17 protein-coding genes and 1 tRNA gene are annotated in these 18,809 nt (G+C 58.6%); 7 read left to right on the forward strand and 11 right to left on the reverse strand.

What is annotated here, in order from left to right:
• Window positions 1-33: 33 nt before the first annotated feature.
• The 5 genes from ACR0ER_RS16065 to ACR0ER_RS16085 are packed head-to-tail and all read right to left on the reverse strand — an operon-like array spanning window position 34 to window position 4,082.
• A complete protein-coding gene (locus ACR0ER_RS16065; protein WP_480769804.1) occupies window positions 34-1,206 on the reverse strand; it encodes a molybdopterin molybdotransferase MoeA in 1,173 nt (390 codons plus the stop codon).
• The gene (gene moaC / locus ACR0ER_RS16070; RefSeq protein ID WP_480769805.1) at window positions 1,203-1,676 is read right to left on the reverse strand and encodes a cyclic pyranopterin monophosphate synthase MoaC; all 474 of its coding nucleotides are present in this window, start codon (window positions 1,674-1,676) and stop codon (window positions 1,203-1,205) included. Before moaC ends, ACR0ER_RS16065 begins: the two co-directional genes overlap by 4 nt.
• A complete protein-coding gene (gene trpC / locus ACR0ER_RS16075; RefSeq protein ID WP_480769806.1) occupies window positions 1,676-2,488 on the reverse strand; it encodes an indole-3-glycerol phosphate synthase TrpC in 813 nt (270 codons plus the stop codon). The genes moaC and trpC overlap by 1 nt, the downstream gene beginning before the upstream one ends.
• A complete protein-coding gene (gene trpD / locus ACR0ER_RS16080; protein WP_480769807.1) occupies window positions 2,485-3,504 on the reverse strand; it encodes an anthranilate phosphoribosyltransferase in 1,020 nt (339 codons plus the stop codon). Before trpD ends, trpC begins: the two co-directional genes overlap by 4 nt.
• The gene (locus ACR0ER_RS16085) at window positions 3,501-4,082 is read right to left on the reverse strand and encodes an anthranilate synthase component II (protein WP_480769808.1); all 582 of its coding nucleotides are present in this window, start codon (window positions 4,080-4,082) and stop codon (window positions 3,501-3,503) included. The genes trpD and ACR0ER_RS16085 overlap by 4 nt, the downstream gene beginning before the upstream one ends.
• A gap of 195 nt (window positions 4,083-4,277) precedes the next feature.
• On the opposite strand from ACR0ER_RS16085, the gene ACR0ER_RS16090 reads away from it, so the two are divergent.
• Window positions 4,278-5,732: a divergent polysaccharide deacetylase family protein gene (locus ACR0ER_RS16090; protein ID WP_480769809.1), complete on the forward strand. Its 1,455-nt coding sequence runs from the start codon at window positions 4,278-4,280 to the stop codon at window positions 5,730-5,732.
• Between the two features lie 46 nt (window positions 5,733-5,778).
• Here the strand turns inward: ACR0ER_RS16090 and trpE are convergent, their stop codons facing one another.
• The 5 genes from trpE to fabI all read right to left on the reverse strand — a co-directional run bounded on the left by trpE (window position 5,779) and on the right by fabI (window position 11,748).
• On the reverse strand, window positions 5,779-7,290 hold the full coding sequence (gene trpE, locus ACR0ER_RS16095; RefSeq protein WP_480769810.1) for an anthranilate synthase component I: 1,512 nt from the start codon (window positions 7,288-7,290) through the stop codon (window positions 5,779-5,781).
• Window positions 7,291-7,302: 12 nt separating this feature from the next.
• Window positions 7,303-9,144 carry a peptidyl-prolyl cis-trans isomerase gene (locus tag ACR0ER_RS16100; RefSeq protein WP_480769811.1) on the reverse strand — a complete coding sequence of 614 codons (1,842 nt, stop codon included), beginning with the start codon at window positions 9,142-9,144 and terminating at the stop codon, window positions 7,303-7,305.
• Window positions 9,145-9,224: 80 nt separating this feature from the next.
• A complete protein-coding gene (locus ACR0ER_RS16105; RefSeq protein ID WP_480769812.1) occupies window positions 9,225-10,400 on the reverse strand; it encodes an aminotransferase in 1,176 nt (391 codons plus the stop codon).
• 27 nt (window positions 10,401-10,427) lie between these two features.
• Window positions 10,428-10,937, reverse strand: a complete 510-nt coding sequence (gpt, locus tag ACR0ER_RS16110) for a xanthine phosphoribosyltransferase (RefSeq protein ID WP_170325041.1) — start codon at window positions 10,935-10,937, stop codon at window positions 10,428-10,430.
• A gap of 4 nt (window positions 10,938-10,941) precedes the next feature.
• Window positions 10,942-11,748 carry an enoyl-ACP reductase FabI gene (fabI, locus tag ACR0ER_RS16115; RefSeq protein WP_480769813.1) on the reverse strand — a complete coding sequence of 269 codons (807 nt, stop codon included), beginning with the start codon at window positions 11,746-11,748 and terminating at the stop codon, window positions 10,942-10,944.
• 135 nt (window positions 11,749-11,883) lie between these two features.
• Here fabI and pdxH point away from each other — a divergent pair, with 135 nt between their 5' ends.
• From pdxH to ACR0ER_RS16135, 4 genes are all read left to right on the forward strand, one after another.
• Entirely contained in the window at window positions 11,884-12,489 is a 606-nt protein-coding gene (gene pdxH, locus ACR0ER_RS16120) for a pyridoxamine 5'-phosphate oxidase (protein WP_480769814.1), read from the forward strand.
• Between the two features lie 142 nt (window positions 12,490-12,631).
• Entirely contained in the window at window positions 12,632-13,138 is a 507-nt protein-coding gene (locus tag ACR0ER_RS16125) for a cold-shock protein (RefSeq protein WP_217359677.1), read from the forward strand.
• A gap of 6 nt (window positions 13,139-13,144) precedes the next feature.
• A complete protein-coding gene (locus ACR0ER_RS16130) occupies window positions 13,145-13,612 on the forward strand; it encodes a DUF192 domain-containing protein (protein ID WP_480769815.1) in 468 nt (155 codons plus the stop codon).
• A gap of 43 nt (window positions 13,613-13,655) precedes the next feature.
• Window positions 13,656-13,732, forward strand: a tRNA-Pro gene (locus ACR0ER_RS16135).
• Window positions 13,733-13,742: 10 nt separating this feature from the next.
• On the opposite strand, the gene ACR0ER_RS16140 is transcribed toward ACR0ER_RS16135, so the two are convergent.
• A complete protein-coding gene (locus tag ACR0ER_RS16140; protein WP_480769816.1) occupies window positions 13,743-14,177 on the reverse strand; it encodes a hypothetical protein in 435 nt (144 codons plus the stop codon).
• Between the two features lie 290 nt (window positions 14,178-14,467).
• Between ACR0ER_RS16140 and ACR0ER_RS16145 the strand changes: the two genes are divergently transcribed.
• Both ACR0ER_RS16145 and ACR0ER_RS16150 read left to right on the forward strand, forming a co-directional pair.
• The gene (locus ACR0ER_RS16145) at window positions 14,468-14,671 is read left to right on the forward strand and encodes a hypothetical protein (protein ID WP_480769817.1); all 204 of its coding nucleotides are present in this window, start codon (window positions 14,468-14,470) and stop codon (window positions 14,669-14,671) included.
• A gap of 38 nt (window positions 14,672-14,709) precedes the next feature.
• Entirely contained in the window at window positions 14,710-18,330 is a 3,621-nt protein-coding gene (locus ACR0ER_RS16150) for a vitamin B12-dependent ribonucleotide reductase (RefSeq protein ID WP_480769818.1), read from the forward strand.
• Window positions 18,331-18,809: the final 479 nt, after the last annotated feature.

Below are 18,809 nucleotides of genomic sequence, written 5' to 3' on the forward strand. Positions count from 1 at the left end.
TTCACGTTTTGTGTCAACGGATTTGAACGCTGCTTAGATCGGCAGGTACAGCACCTCATCCCCGGCGGGGCGCGCGGGATCGTGCGGTTCGCGCACCAACAGAGCATTGGCCTGCGCCAAAACACTCAGCAGAGAACTGTCCTGATCGGCACAAGCGCGAATGCCCGTGTGGTCCAATATCGCGCGCATATAGTGTTCGCGTGGGCCGTTTTCGCCAATTGGTTCAGCCAGACGGGCCCGCTGAAATGGAGTCAGAGCCTGCTCAACGCCCAACATGCGGCGCACCATAGGGATCAGGAAGAGATAGCCGCAAACCATTGCACTCACAGGATTTCCCGGCAGGCCAACCATTGCGGCATCGCCCATCCGACCGGCCATCAGAGGTTTCCCCGGGCGCATCCGTATTTTGTAGAACGATCGTTCCATCCCCAGAGACTGTGAAACATCGGCGACCAGATCATATTCACCAACTGAGGCACCGCCGATAGTAACAACCAAATCGGCACCCTTTGCCAGCCCAAAGGCGGTTTCAAGCGAGGCGACGGTATCCCGCGCAATCGGCAGGATACGCACCTGTGCGCCCGCGTTTTCCAACAGGGCTTTCAGGCCAAATGTGTTCGAGGCGATGATCTGATCGGGGCCGGGGGTTTCACCCGGCATCACCAGTTCGTCCCCGGTCGAGATCAGCGCAACAACGGGTTTGCGCGTGACCGGCACGGCCGGAATGTTCATGGCCGCCATCAGCGCAACGTCCTCGGGGCGCAGGACGCGTGGGGCTGAAATTTGCGTGCCGGTTTGAAAATCGATACCGGCTGGGCGGATATTGGTCTTCGATCCGGGCGCATCGGTGATTGTCAGCAGATCGCCACGACGGTCGGTATCTTCCTGAATAACGACAAAATCTGCACCTTCAGGCACTGGTGCGCCTGTGAAGATGCGCACAGCTTGACCCGGCCCGACGGAGCCATCGAACCGACGACCAGCAGCGGATTCTCCGATGACCTTAAACATTGCGTGCTGTTCGACCTCGGTCGACTTCAGCGCATAGCCATCCATCGAAGACGCGGCAAAAGGCGGTTGATCGCGGGTGGCGCTGACGTCCTGCGCCAGCACGCGCCCGGCGGCGTTTGCAAGCGGAACCGATTCAACGTTCAGCGTAGAAACAAGATCAAACAGCAGCGCCCGGGCGTCTTCGACCGTAATCATTTCGCCTCATAACGCCCTGATTTGCCACCGTCTTTCAGTAGTACCCGGATACCGCCGATCTCCATGGCCTTATCGACGGCCTTGGTCATGTCATAGACGGTTAGCGCAGCGGTTGAGGCAGCGGTCAGCGCCTCCATCTCAACCCCGGTTTGCCCCGAGGTTTTGACGGTTGCCTCGATCTGAACGCCGGGCAGGTCGGGGTCCAGCGTCAGCTCAACGGCAACCTTGGTTACCGGCAGCGGATGGCACAGCGGGATCAGATCGGGCGTCTTCTTCGCCCCCATGATTCCGGCCAGACGCGCAACGCCCAGAACGTCACCTTTCTTGGCGCGGCCTTCGGAAATCAAATCAAAGGTATCCTGCGCCATTTTGACATGGGCGGCGGCAACCGCCACCCGGTCGGTGACGGCCTTGTCCGATACATCGACCATGTGCGCCTGTCCCTGAGCATCAAAGTGGGTCAGTGGCATCACATCACTCCGGGGATCAGCGGGTTTGCCAGCAATTGACGTGTTGCGGCCGAGACATCGTCCTGACGCATCAGGCTTTCCCCGATCAGGAAACAACGCGCGCCATAGCGGGCGATATCGGCCAGATCTTCCGGCGTGCTCAGACCGCTTTCACATACGATGGTCCGGTCACCCGGAACCAGTTTCGACAACCGGCGCGTGGTATCAAGCGAGGTCTCGAAGGTCTTGAGATTGCGGTTATTTATCCCGATCAGAGGGCTTTTCAGCTGTGTTGCCCGCGCCAATTCAGCCTCGTCATGAACTTCGATAAGAACGTCCATGCCCCAATCAAATGCAGTTTGCTCCAACTCAGCCGCTTGTCCATCTTCGACCGAGGCCATGATGATCAGAATGCAGTCCGCGCCCAAAGCGCGCGCCTCGATCACCTGATAAGGGTCGTACATAAAGTCCTTGCGCAGCGCGGGCAGGGATGTGGCTGCACGGGCTTCGGTCAGGTATTCCTTGGCGCCCTGAAAACTAGGCGTGTCTGTCAGAACCGAAAGACATGCCGCGCCGCCGTCTTCATAGGCTTTGGCCAGTGCGGGCGGGTCGAAATCCGGGCGGATCAATCCTTTGGAGGGGCTGGCTTTTTTGACTTCGGCGATCAGACCATAGCCCTTGCGCGTGGCGGCTTGCAGGGCGGCGGCAAAGCCGCGAACCTCAGGGGCAAACCTTGCCTCACCTTCCAGAACGTCCAGAGGTTTTTCTGCCTTGTCGGCGGCAACCTCCTCCAGTTTGTAGGCTTTGATCTTGTCCAGTACCGTCTTTGTCATGCGGCCTCCTGAGTCATTCGGGCCAGTGCGGCGATTTTTTCTTTGGCTTTTCCGCTGTCTATGCTTTCGACGGCTTTGGCAACCCCGTCCTTGAGGTCAGTGGCCGCGTCTGCAACCACCAGAGCGGCGGCAGAGTTCAGCAATACCGCATCACGATAGGCCGAGGGCTGCCCGTCCAGCAGCGCGCGGAAGGCAACGGCGTTTTCTTCCGGCGTGCCGCCGAGGATATCCTCGAACGGGTGAACCGGCAGGCCCGCGTCTTCGGGATGAAGTTCAACCTCTTTAACAACCCCGTCTTCAAGAGCGGCAACCCAACTGATTCCGGTGATTGTCAACTCATCAGTGCCATCGGATCCGTGCACCAGCCATGCACGATCAGAACCCAATAGGCCCAGCGTTTCGGCCATGGGCCGGATCAGTTCGCGGCTGAACGCTCCGGTCAGTTGGCGTTTGACGCCGGCTGGGTTGGTGAGGGGGCCAAGGATGTTGAATATCGTTCGGGTTCCAAGCTCTTGCCGCGAGGGCATGACATGGGCGATGGCCGGGTGGTGCATCGGTGCCATCATGAAACCGATACCGACCTCTTTCAAAGCGTTTTCAACCACGTCGGGGCCAACCATCACGTTGATTCCCAGCTGACCCAACGCGTCCGCAGCACCGGATTTCGAGCTGAGATTGCGGTTGCCGTGTTTGGCGACGGTCACACCGGCCCCGGCCACGACAAAGGCCGTAGCGGTCGAGATGTTCAGCGTGCCTTTGCCGTCACCACCGGTGCCGACAATGTCCATCGCACCGGCAGGCGCGGTGACTGCGTTGCATTTCGCGCGCATCACTGCAGCGGCAGCGGCGTATTCGTCGACCGTTTCACCGCGCGTGCGCATCGCCATCAAAAGCCCACCGATCTGGCTGGGCGTGGCTTCGCCGTCAAACAGGATGCCAAAGGCCTGTTCGGCCTCGTCGCGGGTCAGAGGCCGGTCGGCGGAGGCCCCGATCAGCGGTTTCAGAGCGTTGCTCATGCGGGTTCTTTCATCTCGGACAGGAAATTCTTGAGCAGTGCGTGGCCGTGCTCGGAGGCGATGGATTCCGGGTGGAACTGAACACCGTGAATGGGCAGCTCTTGGTGCTGCAGACCCATGATAGTGCCGTCTTCCAGTTCGGCCGTGATCTCAAGGCAATCGGGCAGGGTGGCGCGATCAACGATCAGTGAATGATACCGGGTCGCCTCGAACGGCGTGGGCAGCCCGGCAAACAGGCCTTTCCCGGTGTGATGCATGGTGCCCATCTTGCCATGCACGATCTCGTGACAACGGATAACGTCACCACCGAAAGCCTGCCCGATGGTTTGGTGACCCAGGCACACACCCATTAGCGGCGTCTTGGTCTCTGCCGCAGCCTCGGTCAGAGCCAGACAGATTCCCGCCTGATCGGGATCACAGGGGCCGGGGCTTAGCAGGATGCCTGCTGGCTTCATGGCCATGGCTTCCTGAACATCTAAGGCATCATTCCGCCGAATGACCATTTCGGCGCCAAGTTCGCCTAAATAATGTACCAGGTTGTAGGTAAACGAGTCGTAGTTGTCGATCAGCAGCAGCATTTGGGCACTTGTCTCGGCTTGGGCATTTCGGGCTGGCGATACAACCCCGGGCCACGGTATAATGTCGGAACATACATGCTCAGGCTTGCGCGGCAGCGTCAAGGGGACATCCCGTTCTTGGCGCTGCGGTAAGCAGATGCCGCAGCAGACGGCGGACATGTGATCGAAGCAGGACCAGAACGAGAGGCAATTGTTATGGGCGGATTTGTCGGTGGAATGATCGTGGGAACGATCGTTGTACTCGTGCTGGGGGCTGTGTTGTCTCTGAACACGCCTCTGACGAACAAAACCGAAGTGGCTGTGACCGCTCCGGAACCCGAAACAGCAGAGGTTCCCGACACCACTGTAGATGCAACTGATACGGTTGGGGATGCCGATCTGTTGGACCTGCCGCCAACCGCTCCTGATTCCGCCATCGATCAGAACGATACATTGGCCGAGTTGTCCGATGTTGAGATTGAACCAGAAGCCCAACCCAAGGTGAAAGAGCCTGCGGCACAGGTTGACGAACCGACTGCGGCCCCTTCAGTTTCGGTTGCCGTTTCGACAGAGGCTCCTGTCGCGCCTCAGGCACCACCGACAGCACAAGGGGCTCCTGGTGCCGAGGTCCTGCCCGAAGTTTCGCTGAACGTACCAGCCCCTCTGCCAGAGCCGGTTGTCGAGGAAGAAGCGCAATCGGAAATTGCCAAAGTTGAACCTCAACCTGTCCCTCAGGGCGCGGAAGCCGAAACGCAACCCGAACCTCAAGCGGTTGAAGTGGAAGCGGATGAAAACCCCTTTGTGGATAGCCCGATCGCCGTTGAAGGAGACGAGGACACAGCGCCGCGAAATCTGCCCCGGATTGCGTCGGTTCCCCAAATCGGAGGGGAGGAGGCCGCGTCCGCTTCTCCGACCGTCGGCACGCGTGTCGTACCACTAACCGAACGAGATAACGCTGCTCCGGTCACTGAAACCGACACGGAAGAGGTCGCCCCCGGCAAACCGATCGAGGCCTATGCGGCTTCCTTCGAAAACCCAGAAGCCAAGCCCTTGATGTCGATTATCCTGATCGACGATGAGGGGGCCTATGGGGCTGAGGCATTGCAAGATTTCCCGTATCCGCTGAGTTTCGCGGTCAGCCCCTCTGATCCGGAGGCCGTAGAAAAGATGAACAGGCATCGCGAGGCCGGTTTTGAAGTTCTTGCTCTGGCCGATCTGCCCGAAGCTGCAAGCGCGCAGGATGCCGAAGTATCGTTGGCCGTATGGCTGGACACGCTGCCGGAAACGGTTGGCATTCTCGAAGGTGTGGACTCGGGCATTCATGGCAACCGTAAACTGGCCGATCAGGTGGCCGCGATTGCCGGCGGCACCGGGCGAGGCTTGATCACGCAAGACAACGGGTTGAACACCGTGCAAAAGCTGGCAGCGCGGAACGGTGTACCATCCGGTGTAATCTTCCGAGATATCGATGGTGCGCGTCAGGACCCGAAGATCATGCGCCGCTTTCTGGATCAGGCCGCATTCCGCGCCGGACAGGAAGGTGCGGTGGTAATGCTAGGCCGCCTGCGTCCGGACACGATCTCGGCCCTGTTGCTGTGGGGGCTCGAAGATCGTGGTAACCGAGTTGCGATGGCGCCAATTTCCGCAGTGATGATGACTGAAGTTCGGTAAGCTCAGACACTATTTTACGGCTGGCCAATAAGGTCAGCCGCTAATTTTAGCTGTTGCCAGAACCCGTAAATCGGGCGGCATCCGCTGCGGCCCGCCGGATAGCGTTCGATTTGTGGACGGTCTCCATGTATTCGTACTCGGGGTCGCTGTCGTAAACGACACCGCCACCAGCCTGAATATATAGTTTGTGATCCTTCACGATGGCCGTACGCAGAGCGATACACATATCCATGTCGCCTCCGGCACTGAAGTAACCGACACCGCCGCCATATACGCCGCGTTTTTCCGGCTCCAACTCATCGATGATCTCCATCGCACGCACTTTGGGCGCGCCCGAGACGGTGCCCGCAGGCATCCCGGCAAAGAACGCGTCCAGCGCGTCTTTGTCTTCGGCCAGCTCTCCGATCACGTTGGACACGATGTGCATCACGTGGCTGTAGCGTTCGATGATGAACTCTTCGGTCGGGCGGACTGTCCCGATTTTGGCTACGCGACCGGTGTCGTTGCGACCCAGATCTAGTAGCATCAGGTGCTCGGCCAGTTCTTTCTTGTCGGCGAGCAGATCGGCCTCGTTGGCCTTGTCTTCTTCGGGCGTCGCACCACGCGGGCGGGTGCCAGCGATCGGGCGGATTGTAACCTCATCACCGAAAACACGTACCAGAATCTCGGGGCTGGCGCCCACGACCTGAAAGCCGCCGAAGTTGAAATAGAACATGAAGGGCGACGGGTTGGTTCGCCGCAGAGACCGGTACAGGGCAAAAGGCGGCAGCGGGAAGTCCTGCGTCCAGCGCTGCGCCGGGACTACCTGAAAGATATCGCCCGCGCGAATGTACTCCTTGGCCTTTTCAACCGCTTCCATATAGCCGGACTTTGTGAAGTTCGACACCGGCGGCGCGACTTCGGAGGCATCACCCAAATCGCGAGTCTCGGCGGGCATGGCGCGTTCCAGATCGCGCACCGCATCCATTACACGCTCAGCCGCCTGTGCGTAGGCGGCTTTGGCTGATTGCCCCTCGGCCACCCAGGCGGGAGAAACGACGGTGACTTCGCCTTTGACACCGTCCAGAACAGCGATCACCGACGGGCGCAGCATGATCGCATCGGGTAGGCCCAGCGGGTCGGGGTTCACGTCCGGCAGGTATTCCACCAAACGAACCATGTCATAGCCCAAATAGCCAAACAGCCCGGCCGCGGCCTGCGGCAGGTCGTCGGGCAGTTCAATCCGGCTTTCGGCCAGCAGCGCGCGCAGGTTGTCCATAGGGTCGCCGTCCTGCGCATCGAATGCCTCGGCATCAAAACGGGCAGTGCGGTTCAATTCTGATGTTTCCCCGCGGCACCGCCAGATCAGGTCGGGTTTCATGCCGATGATCGAATAACGCCCGCGAATTTCTCCGCCGGTCACCGATTCCAGCATGAACGCGTCTTTCTGCGCTCCCGTCAGCTTGAGCATAAGGGACACGGGCGTGTCCAGATCCGCCGCCAGACGGGTGTAGACGACCTGATTTTCGCCAGAATCGTAGGCGCGGGCGAAGCTGTCAAACTCGGGGGTCAGGGCCATATTCGGTCTCTTTTAATAGCTTGACTGCACGGCGTTCAGCGCGCGCTGATCAACCACCGGGCGGGCGCGTGTCTGTGCGTCGCGCACATAGGCGTCGAAAATGTTCTGGGCCAGCGCCTGATTCAGCTGCGCCTCAAGCGCGGTCTGAGCTTGACGCAGTTCGTCTGTCTCAGCAGGCGGTAGCAACTCTTCCAGACGGACGACAAATGCGGAACCGTCGCCGGGGACAACTCGCAATTCGTCCGGTTCCATTTCGAACACCTGCACCATGAAGTCCGTGGGTACATCGTCAAGAAACGCGGTGCGTGTCATGGCGTTTTCCACACGGAAGGGCAGGCCTGTGGTGGTGAAATCGCCATCCGCTTTCAATTGCTCCAGAACGGCATTGGCCTGTTCCTCCAGCGCCCTGTTTGTCTCGGTCTGGGTCCATGCAGCCACCACGAGTTCGCGGGCGCTATCCAACGGCTCGGGTCGCTGGGGCAGAACTTCGTTCAGGCGTAACGCAAAGATCGAACCGTCTTCGAGAAACGCAACCTCGGGGAAATCGCCTTCGTTGACGGCTTCGGCAGCGGCGCGGAACCCGTCATAGGCAGCAACGCCATCATCGCTTTGGCGGGTCCAGTCGATCTGGCCCAATTCCATCTCGGTCTCAGCGGTCAGCTCTTCCAAAGTGGCCCCACCAGCCAGCATGTCATTGATGTCTTCGGCCTGCGCCTCGATCTGACGGCGGGCACGGTCCGAGGCGAGTTCCTCGCGCAGGGCCGGGGCGGCGTCCTCGAAAGTGGTGTTGTTTTCGGCCAGTGACCCGTTGATGCGGAACAGCGCGGGACCGAAGGTCGAAGGCAGCGGGCCAATTACGGCATCTATTTCGGCGGCAAAGACAGCATCGGCCGCTTCGCCCAGATCTTCGCGGGTGACGTCACCAAGGTCGATATCGCTCAGTTCCAAGTGGCGATCCTGCACCAGTTGCTCAAACGTGGTGCCTCCGACCTCAAGCTGAGCTTTGGCGCTTTGCGCAGCTTCCTCGCTCGGATAGGTCAGACGTTCAACCAGACGGCGTTCGGGCTGGTGGAATTCCGAGGCGCGCTGATCATAGACGCGACGCACCGAGTCCTCGTCGACCTCGACAGTGTCCAGCAGCATTTCGGGCGACAGGATCGCGTAGGTCAGTTGCTTGGTGCGGGGCAGGGTGAACTGGTCCGTGTTCTCGTCATAGTAGGCCTGTACTTGTTCGTCCGTTGGTGCGGCGACGGGGGTGGCCAAGGCATCCGGTCCGAGCGTGGCTACGGTGAAGCTGCGGCGCGCGCCGACATAATCGGTCAGCACCTGCGTCAGGACCGAAGGCATCTCAACCCCGCTGACCACCGCGTTCTGCACGATAGTGCGCGAAGATTCCTTGCGCAGGTCCGATTCGAATTCGGTATCCGTCATCCCGACCTGGTCCAGTTGGAACTGATAGGCGTCTCGGTCGAATGTCCCATCGACGCCCTGAAAGGCTGGAATGGCGACGATCTCTTGTTGCAGGTTCTCGTCGCCGATCGAAATGCCCAGCTCGCCAACTTCGTTGTCCAGCGCGGCCAGAGCGGTCAGGCGCGAAAGGGCCAACTGATCCAGACCGAACTCATGCGCCTGCGACATTTGCAGGGGCTGCCCGGTCTGGCTTTCGACCGCGCGGATTTCACGCTGCAACTCGCGGACATATTCGTTGATCGAAACCTCTTCGTTCCCCACCTGCGCAACGGTGCGCACGGTGCCGGTCAGGCTGGTTGCGCCAAAGCCCGCAAGGCCCAGCATCAATAGGCCCATGAGAATCCAGACAAAGGTCTTCGATAGGTTTTTCATGCCTGCGGCCATGGTGCCCTCTTATTGATGTGGCAAGTTACTGCCCTGTCGGTTGCGGCCCTGAATACGATGCAGGCCGCCGGGGGGCAAGCTTAGAAGGGCAGGGCCTGCAGACGGTCGAACAATTGAGCGATTTCGGCGCGGTCGAGATTGGCAAACGCAATACGAACCTGACGTTTTCCTGCTGGGTCATCCGCGGGCATGAACATTGTGCCGGGCAGCAGCAGGGTACCGGCCTCGGGCACCAGACGACGCGCCAGTTCGTCCGAAGGGATGTCGAACGGATGCTCGAAATAGGCGAAATACGCGCCCAGCCCCAAAAGGCGCCAGCCCTTGTCGGTCAGCCGGTGCAATTCTTCTTGAATAGCGGCGCGGCGGTCGAGGATTTCAGCGCGCTCTCCGGCCACCCATTGCGACAAGTTTTTCATCCCCCAGAGTGCTGCGAACTGACCGATCTGGCTGGGACAGATCGCTACTGTGTCCAGAAACTTCTCGATCTCGGCCAGAAGGTCCGCACCGGTTGCGATTGCGCCGACGCGGTGGCCGGTCAAGCGATAAGCCTTCGAGAAGGAATAGAGGTGGACCAGTGTATCCTGCCAATTTGGCTGGCTGAACAGATCATGTGGCGGGCCGCTGCGGCTGTCGAAATCGCGATAGGTTTCATCGACCAGCAGCCGAATACCCGCCTCGTGCGCCAGATCATAGAAGGCGCACACCAATTCCGCCGGGTATTCCACACCGCCCGGATTGTTCGGAGTGACCAAAGCGATGGCGCGGGTCTTGTCGGTGATCAAAGAGCGAGCCACTTCGGGGTCGGGCAGCAGATCATCACCGGTTGCCAATGCGACCGCGCGAACTCCCTCCATATCCAACCACATTTTGTGATTGAAATACCAAGGGGTTGGCAGGATGACCTCGTCCCCTTCATCGGTGATTGCCGAGATCGCCGCCGCAAAAGCCTGATTACAGCCAGAGGTGATCGCAACCTGATCAACCGCAACCTCAGCTTCGTAATGCTTGTTGATTTGCGTCGCCAGCTCCGCGCGCAGGTCCGGATTGCCCAAAACCGGCCCGTACAAATGCGCGCTGTCCTCGGTCACCGCAAACTCGGCCATGGCCTGCCGCAGCGCCAAGGGGGGCGGATCAACCGGCGCGGCCTGACTGACATTGATCAGAGGCCGGTCTTCAGGAAAGGCCACGCCTTCCAGCCAGCGCCGCGCCTCCATCACCGGAGGGGCAAAGGTGGCGGCGGTGCGTGTCCGGTTCATGCGTGGTCCTGGTTGTTCAGAAAGGTGTCAGTCGGTGCCGCGATAGGGCTCAACATATTGCAGGGCCATATCCCACGGGAAGAAGATCCACGTATCCTGGCTGACCTCGGTGATGAATGTGTCCACCATCGGGCGGCCTTTAGGCTTGGCGTAGACGGTGGCGAAATGCGCCTTGGGGTACATCGCGCGTACAAGTTCCAGCGTTTTGCCGCTGTCGACTAGATCGTCGATGATCAGAACGCCTTCGCCATCGCCCATCAGATCGGCGTCGGGAGCTTTCAGCACCTCGGCTTCACCCTGCGCCTGATGGTGATAGGATCGCACGCTGATCGTATCCACGGTGCGGATGTCCAACTCGCGGCTGACAATCATCGCGGGGGCCATGCCGCCACGCGTGATGGCGACAACGGCGCGCCATGCGCCGTCATCGGGGCCTTGCCCGTCCAAGCGCCACGCCAAAGCGCGCGAGTCGCGGTGAATCTGGTCCCAGCTGATGTGAAAGCCTTTTTCGTGGGGCAGGCGGTCTTTGGCGCTCATTGAATCAACCCTTTTCAACGTCCGGGGCATCGACGGCCTTCATGCCGACGATGTGATAGCCCGAATCCACGTGCAGATTCTCACCGGTGACGCCGCTGCTGAGATCAGACAGCAGATACAGCGCCGACTTGCCCACATCGTCGATGGTCACGTTGCGGCGCAGGGGCGAGTTATACTCGTTCCACTTCATGATATAGCGGAAGTCGCCAATGCCGCTGGCGGCCAGGGTCTTAATCGGACCAGCCGAGATCGAGTTGACGCGGATACAATCCTTGCCCAGATCCTCAGCCAGATATTTGACCGAAGCTTCCAGCGCGGCTTTGGCAACGCCCATCACGTTGTAGTGCGGCATCACCTGTTCGGCGCCGTAATAGGTCAGGGTAACGGCGCTGCTGCCTTCGGACATCATCTTTTCCGCGCGCTGCATTACAGCGGTGAAGGAATAGACCGACACATCCATGGTCAGCTTGAAATTCGCGCGGCTGGTGTCGACGTAGCGACCGCGCAGCTCGTTCTTGTCGGAAAAGCCGATCGCGTGAACGATGAAGTCCAGCTTGCCCCATTTCTCTTCCAGCGAAGAGAAAAGCGCATCAATCGACGCTTCGTCGCTTACATCGCAGGGCAGAACAATTTCGCTGCCCAGTTGTGCCGCCAACGGATCGACCCGCTTTTTTAGGGCATCGCCCTGATAGGAAAAGGCAAGTTCGGCTCCGGCTTCGGATAAAGCGCGGGCAATTCCCCATGCGATCGATTTATCATTGGCCAGTCCCATGATGAGGCCGCGCTTTCCGGCCATCAACTGATTTGACATGTTCGGTTCTCCGCCTGTCTTCGCGTCATGTTGGGTTGGTTTATGCCATTGGATGCCCTGCTTCAAGGCCACGAACTCTTGCCCACAGCGGGTTCTCGCCCTAGGGTAGTTAATAAAAGTTTCCGGGGGATGGAAATGATCGAGCGAGGTGGCATTTTTGCCGGCTCTGATCCGTTTGAAATTTCGGGTCGGTGGTTGGACGAGGCCAAAGACAGCGAATTGAATGATCCCAACGCAATAGCGTTGGCTACCGTGGACCCGGACGGCATGCCGAATGTACGCATGGTTCTATTGAAAGAGATCGAGCCCGATGCCTTTGTGTTTTACACCAACTACGAAAGCACCAAGGCGGTCGAGCTCGACTCGGCCGGTAAGGCGGCGTTTGTCATGCATTGGAAATCATTGCGGCGGCAAATCCGAGTTCGTGGTACAATAACTCGGGAAAACGGGCCGCAGGCTGATGAATACTATGCGTCCCGCTCATTGAAGAGTCGTCTTGGGGCCTGGGCCTCGAAGCAGTCTCAGCCCCTCAGCAGCCGGTCTGCCCTTATGGCAGAGGTTGCAAAGGTGACCGCGAAACTGGGGCCGAACCCTCCGCGGCCGCCGTTCTGGGGCGGATACAGGCTGGTGCCGACTGAGATTGAGTTTTGGGCCGACGGTGCGTTCCGACTGCACGACAGGTTTCAGTGGCGTAGGGACCAGGTAGGTTCGGCGTGGGAAGTGCAGAGGTTGAATCCATGACGTTCGCGTATCGTGAAATGCAACGCGCAGGAAACAAAGGGTTTTTTCAGCTTGAATTTGCGCGTCATTCCCATACACATCGGACCCTTAACGAACTGTTAAAATTCGCGATGGGAAAACCGTGCCAGAAGATCTGAACAACATGTACCGCGTCCGTGGACACGTAAAATGGTTCGACCCTGCCAAAGGGTACGGGTTCGTTGTGTCTGACGAAGGCGGGCCGGATATTCTGTTGCATGTGAACGTGTTGCGCAATTTCGGTCAAAGCTCTGTCGCGGACGGAGCTGGGATTGAGATCATGACGCACCGCACCGATCGCGGTGTTCAGGCGGTTGAAGTCATCAGCGTTGATCCACCCGTACGGACCGACTCGATGATGCTGGCGGATTTTGCCGAGCTTGATCCTGTTGTGATCGCCGAGGCACCGCTGGAAGCGGCGCGGGTGAAATGGTTCGATAAAGGCAAGGGATTTGGTTTTGCCAACGTCTTTGGGCGCGGCGAGGATGTGTTTCTGCATATCGAAGTGTTGCGCCAGTCCGGTCTTGCGGACTTGCAGCCGGGTGAGGCGTTGGCGATGCGCGTTATCGACGGGAAACGCGGGCGCATGGCCGCTCAGGTCATGGCCTGGGAAGCGGCATTGGACGACTGATAAATTATGATCAGACTTTTCGCGGTTCTTGCAGTTTTTTCAGTGCTTTGGACCGGGGATGTACAGGCGGCCTGCCAAGATGAGCGTGTTGGGCTGCGCAATGACAAGACGCAGATTTCCTTCAATGTTGAGTTGGCGCTTAGCCCTCAGGAGCGTGCGCGCGGATTGATGTTCCGCGAGTCGTTGTCACAACGTTCTGGAATGCTCTTTGTATTCGATCCGCCTCAACGAGTCGCGTTCTGGATGAAAAATACGCTTATTCCCTTAGACATCATTTTCCTGGATCGGACGGGGCTGGTGACACATGTCCACGAGAATGCAGTTCCGGGGGATGAAACCCCGATTGATGGTGGCGAATCGGTGTTTGCAGTACTGGAAATCAACGCGGGGCTGGCGGCTCGCTATCTGATCACTCCGGGAACCCAGATGCAGCACAATATTTTTTCGCAAGGTCCCGCAATTTGGCCCTGTTAGGGCTTTTCAAATCAGATCGGCATCGTTAGGAAGACGCACGGTCCGGGGCGTGGCGCAGTCTGGTAGCGCACCTGTTTTGGGTACAGGGGGTCGTAGGTTCGAATCCTGCCGCCCCGACCACTTCTTTCCTTTATGTCGGTGAACCACCCATCTTCTGGAACAGCGCGCCGAGCGCCTGATCCAGCGCTTTGCTTTCCACCGGCACCTTCACCGCGGGGCCTGCCTTCTGCGGTACGTTGAAGAACAACTCAGCATCCACACGGTAGCCCGATGTATTCTTGGTCGACGTCATTCTCATGACGCTTTTGGGCAGATCCTGCGGATAACCATCATAGTTGAGAATCAGAAATGCCGTTGTGTCCGGTGGCAGCAATTCGGTGCATTCGAACACCCGATTCCCGACTTTTTCGAACTGCTCGCCAGGCCCCGTGCATTGGGTTTCGAATGTACTAAAGAGACGATCAGGGTATCTTTCAAACTGAGCGCTGCGCGTTGGTTGGGGCACATCTTGTGGTGTGCAGGCCACGGTCAGCGCCATTATGGGAAGAAAGCGATATACCAACATTGGACCTGACCCCTTCAAAAACTCGTTTTGCACATTAAACAACTTATCCACCTCACCGAGGGATGGCCTCCCGATTCTAGCTCGGTTTACCCACCTTACATCGGGATTATCAAATGCCGATAACTGTGCTGATAAAAACAGTTAATCTGGATGAGAACTTCACAATTCAACTGCTCGGGGAAGTGGATGATCCTGTGGAGGAATCGCGCTCCGACAATTGGCGGAAGCCGGGAACACTCGGGTCAATATAAAAGATTTTGAAATTGACTGAAAAATGACGTTGACGATCTATGGCTGAATACGCCAAGTTGTATGGGCCGAAAGAAGTGCCACTAAATCTGGTAGAAAATCAGGGCAAGGCACAGGGCGAGGGTCGGAAGGCACAACTATTAAACGTGCAACCGTTTGGTCGGTTCTGCGCTGTTAAAATCAGCGCCCGGCTGTTTGCGTCCAATTTTTCTGGCACGGCTGAAGGTTTGGTGAAACGCCCCTGATGCCAACGGACAAGTTGATTGAATCTAGGGCTGCGGACATGAAGATTGACAGGAAATTCACCAAATCGGGGCAGGACGCTTACGCAGATCTGGACTTTGTGTCTGCGACCTCGGAAATTCGGAACCCGGACGGCACCATTGTGTTTCGCCTCGACGAAATTGAAGTTCCCGCCAAGTGGAGCCAGGTGGCAAGTGACGTCATCGCGCAAAAATACTTCCGTAAGGCTGGTATCCCGTCCGCTCTGAAAAAGGTCAAAGAGAAAGACGTTCCCGAATTCCTGTGGCGCTCGGTTCCCGCAGAAGGCGCTGAGTTCGGGGGGGAAACATCATCGAAGCAGGTGTTTGATCGTCTGGCAGGTGCTTGGGCGTACTGGGGCTGGAAAGGCGGCTATTTCTCAACCGAGGAAGATGCGCGCGCTTACTTTGACGAGATGCGCTATATGCTAGCGACCCAGCGCGCTGCTCCGAACAGCCCGCAGTGGTTCAACACGGGTCTGCATTGGGCTTATGGCATCGACGGTCCTGCGCAGGGACACCACTATGTCGACTACAAGACCGGCAAGCTGACCAAATCGAAATCCGCTTACGAACATCCGCAGCCGCATGCGTGCTTTATCCAGTCGGTCGACGATGATTTGGTGAACGAAGGCGGCATTATGGATCTGTGGGTGCGCGAGGCGCGCCTGTTCAAATACGGCTCGGGTACTGGGACCAACTTCAGCCATCTGCGTGCAGAAGGCGAAGCGCTGTCGGGTGGCGGCAAATCCTCGGGCCTCATGGGCTTTCTCAAGATCGGCGACCGCGCCGCTGGCGCGATCAAATCAGGCGGGACAACCCGTCGAGCAGCAAAGATGGTGATCGTCGATGCAGATCACCCGGACATCGAGCAATTCATCGAATGGAAGGTGATCGAAGAGCAGAAGGTGGCCTCGATCGTTGCCGGATCCAAGATGCACGAGAAGATGCTGAACGGCATTTTCGAGGCCATCCGTAGCTGGGACGGCGCGCAGGACGATGCGTATGATCCCAACAAGAATGACGGCCTGAAGAAAGCGGTTCGCGAAGCCAAAAAGGTCGCAATCCCCGAGACTTATATCAAACGCGTACTGGATTATGCGCGGCAGGGCCACGACAGCATCGAATTCCCCACCTATGACACGGACTGGGATTCGGAAGCCTACAGCTCGGTTTCGGGTCAGAACTCGAACAACTCGATCCGCGTCACCAATGCGTTCCTGACCGCTGTTGAGAAAGACGCCGATTGGGAGTTGATCAACCGCACCGACGGCAAGGTCGCCAAGACCGTGAAGGCGCGGGATCTGTGGGAAAAGGTTGGCCACGCCGCATGGGCCTGTGCCGATCCGGGCATCCAGTTCCACGACACCGTCAACGAATGGCACACATGCCCCGAAGATGGTGAGATTCGCGGCTCGAACCCGTGCTCGGAATACATGTTCCTGGATGATACGGCTTGTAACCTGGCATCGATGAACCTGCTGACCTTCCTGAAGGATGGTGAGTTTCAGGCCGCGGATTACATGCACGCCTCGCGCCTCTGGACGCTGACGCTGGAAATCTCGGTAACGATGGCGCAGTTCCCGTCGAAGGAAATCGCGCAGCTGTCTTACGACTTCCGTACGCTGGGTCTGGGTTACGCGAACATCGGCGGCCTGCTCATGAACATGGGCTACAGCTATGACTCGGACGAGGGCCGGGCGATCTGTGGCGCGCTGACCGCGATCATGACCGGTGTGGCCTATGCGACCTCGGCTGAGATTGCTGGTGAGCTGGGGCCGTTCAAGGGGTACGAACGGAACGCGGATCACATGCTGCGCGTCATCCGCAACCATCGCCGCGCCTCGCAGGGCGTGACCGAAGGCTATGAGAAACTGGCCGTCAAGCCGGTGCCTCTGGACCACGGCAACTGCCCGGACAAGCGTCTGGTCGATCTGGCCATGTCGGCTTGGGATGAGGCACTGAGCCTTGGTGAGAAGAACGGTTACCGCAACGCTCAGGCGACCGTGATCGCGCCCACCGGCACCATCGGTCTGGTGATGGATTGCGACACGACAGGGATCGAGCCGGATTTTGCGCTGGTCAAATTCAAGAAGCTGGCCGGTGGCGGGTATTTCAAGATCATCAACCGCTCGGTGCCGTCGGCGCTTGAGAAACTGGGTTATTCTTCGTCTCAAATCGAAGAGATCGTGGGTTACGCCGTTGGTCACGGCACCATCGGCAACGCGCCGGGGATCAATCACACCTCGCTGACGGGTCATGGCTTTGGCCCCAATGAGCTGGCCAAGGTGGATGCCGCGCTGGAAAGTGCCTTCGACATCCGGTTCGTGTTCAACCAGTGGACTTTGGGCGAGGATTTCTGCACCGGCGTACTGGGCATTCCGGCGACCAAGCTGAATGACCCGACCTTCGACCTGCTGCGCCATCTGGGCTTTACCCGCGCGGATATCGACGCGGCTAACGACCACGTTTGCGGAACCATGACGCTGGAAGGCGCGCCGCATCTGAAGGAAGAGCACTATTCGATCTTCGATTGCGCCAACCCGTGCGGTAAAAAAGGCAAGCGTTTCCTTGGAGTTGATAGCCACATCACCATGATGGCGGCAGCGCAGAGCTTCATCTCGGGCGCGATCTCGAAGACGATCAACATGCCGAATGACGCGACCATCGAGGATTGCCAGAAGGCCTATGAACTCAGCTGGTCGCTGGGTGTGAAGGCCAACGCGCTCTATCGTGACGGCTCGAAACTGTCGCAGCCTTTGGCAGCAGCGCTAGTCGAGGATGATGACGAAGCGGCAGAAGTGTTGGAAAGCGGATCGGCGCAAGAAAAAGCCGTCGTTCTGGCCGAGAAGGTGATCGAAAAGGTTGTGGTCAAGGAAATCATCCGCAGCCATCGCGAGAAACTGCCGCATCGTCGCAAGGGGTATACCCAGAAGGCGATCGTGGGTGGGCACAAGGTCTATCTGCGGACCGGTGAGTTCGAAGACGGCAAGCTGGGCGAGATTTTCATCGACATGCACAAGGAAGGCGCTGGCTTCCGGGCGATGATGAACAACTTTGCCATCGCGGTGTCGGTTGGCCTGCAATACGGCGTGCCGCTTGAAGAGTTCGTGGATGCCTTTACCTTCACCAAGTTCGAACCGGCTGGGATGGTGCAGGGCAACGACTCGATCAAGAACGCGACGTCGATCCTGGATTACATCTTCCGCGAGCTGGCCGTGTCCTATCTGGACCGCACCGATCTGGCCCATGTGAAACCCGAAGGCGCAACCTTCGACGATCTGGGCCGCGGGGAGGAAGACGGTCTGTCCAATGTCTCGGAAATCAGTGACAGCGCGGCGACCAAGTCCTTGGAAGTGCTGAAACAAATCAGCTCGACCGGGTATCTTCGCAAGCGTTTGCCGCAGGACCTGATGGTCTTCAATGGCGGTCAGGCCGAGTTGAACGGCATGGCCGAAACCGCGCCCACCTTTGAAGCGCCTGTTGCTGAAACAGCGGTTGCTACCGGAATGGACGCGCGGACCAAGGCCAAGATGCAGGGCTATGAGGGCGATCCTTGTGGCGAATGCGGAAACTACACGCTGGTGCGCAACGGCACCTGCATGAAATGCAACACCTGCGGCGCGACCAGCGGATGTAGCTAAAACTAACGTCCCGGCAACCCGGGGCGTAGGGGTCGGAACGCTGCCTAAGTAACCGACCCCGACGAATACGGAGCAAGGCGCTGAGACTTACCATCGATGCCTCGCTCCACTCGGTCGACATGCCCGTGTCGGCCGGGAACAGGGTGGGGCGGAATATTTGCTCTTTCCCACTCTTTCACGGGGCGGGTGCGCTCGTCCCATGCGCAGTCCAGGCCGCAGGCAAAAAAACACCGGGCGGTCAACGAAATGAGCCTGGAAGGCGAAACTGACAGGGGGCTTCGGCCCCCTTTCTTTTTGCGAAAGCTTCATCGGGAATTTGAGCAGAGCTTTGCCGGATTTTGCATCTCGCGTCGGGCAAGACTTGCCGAGATGCGACAAGGGCGTTTTTTCCGGCGGGCACCCGCAGACACGACTCTGTAAAACACGCGGAGATTGGCGCGAAAGCTCTGAAAACACTTAAAACGGGTGACAGCGGATCA

The organism is Ruegeria sp. CH8, from assembly GCF_056536985.1.

Coding starts and splice junctions, on each gene's coding strand:
- pdxH (WP_480769814.1), top strand. CDS start 11,884: ATGATCGAGCGAGGTGGCATTTTTGCCGGCTCTGATCCGTTTGAAATT.
- trpE (WP_480769810.1), bottom strand. CDS start 7,290: ATGGCCCTGACCCCCGAGTTTGACAGCTTCGCCCGCGCCTACGATTCT.
- ACR0ER_RS16140 (WP_480769816.1), bottom strand. CDS start 14,177: ATGTTGGTATATCGCTTTCTTCCCATAATGGCGCTGACCGTGGCCTGC.
- ACR0ER_RS16125 (WP_217359677.1), top strand. CDS start 12,632: ATGTACCGCGTCCGTGGACACGTAAAATGGTTCGACCCTGCCAAAGGG.
- moaC (WP_480769805.1), bottom strand. CDS start 1,676: ATGCCACTGACCCACTTTGATGCTCAGGGACAGGCGCACATGGTCGAT.
- ACR0ER_RS16130 (WP_480769815.1), top strand. CDS start 13,145: ATGATCAGACTTTTCGCGGTTCTTGCAGTTTTTTCAGTGCTTTGGACC.
- ACR0ER_RS16100 (WP_480769811.1), bottom strand. CDS start 9,144: ATGGCCGCAGGCATGAAAAACCTATCGAAGACCTTTGTCTGGATTCTC.
- trpC (WP_480769806.1), bottom strand. CDS start 2,488: ATGACAAAGACGGTACTGGACAAGATCAAAGCCTACAAACTGGAGGAG.
- ACR0ER_RS16150 (WP_480769818.1), top strand. CDS start 14,710: ATGAAGATTGACAGGAAATTCACCAAATCGGGGCAGGACGCTTACGCA.
- ACR0ER_RS16090 (WP_480769809.1), top strand. CDS start 4,278: ATGGGCGGATTTGTCGGTGGAATGATCGTGGGAACGATCGTTGTACTC.
- gpt (WP_170325041.1), bottom strand. CDS start 10,937: ATGAGCGCCAAAGACCGCCTGCCCCACGAAAAAGGCTTTCACATCAGC.
- ACR0ER_RS16085 (WP_480769808.1), bottom strand. CDS start 4,082: ATGCTGCTGCTGATCGACAACTACGACTCGTTTACCTACAACCTGGTA.
- ACR0ER_RS16065 (WP_480769804.1), bottom strand. CDS start 1,206: ATGATTACGGTCGAAGACGCCCGGGCGCTGCTGTTTGATCTTGTTTCT.
- ACR0ER_RS16145 (WP_480769817.1), top strand. CDS start 14,468: ATGGCTGAATACGCCAAGTTGTATGGGCCGAAAGAAGTGCCACTAAAT.
- trpD (WP_480769807.1), bottom strand. CDS start 3,504: ATGAGCAACGCTCTGAAACCGCTGATCGGGGCCTCCGCCGACCGGCCT.
- fabI (WP_480769813.1), bottom strand. CDS start 11,748: ATGTCAAATCAGTTGATGGCCGGAAAGCGCGGCCTCATCATGGGACTG.
- ACR0ER_RS16105 (WP_480769812.1), bottom strand. CDS start 10,400: ATGAACCGGACACGCACCGCCGCCACCTTTGCCCCTCCGGTGATGGAG.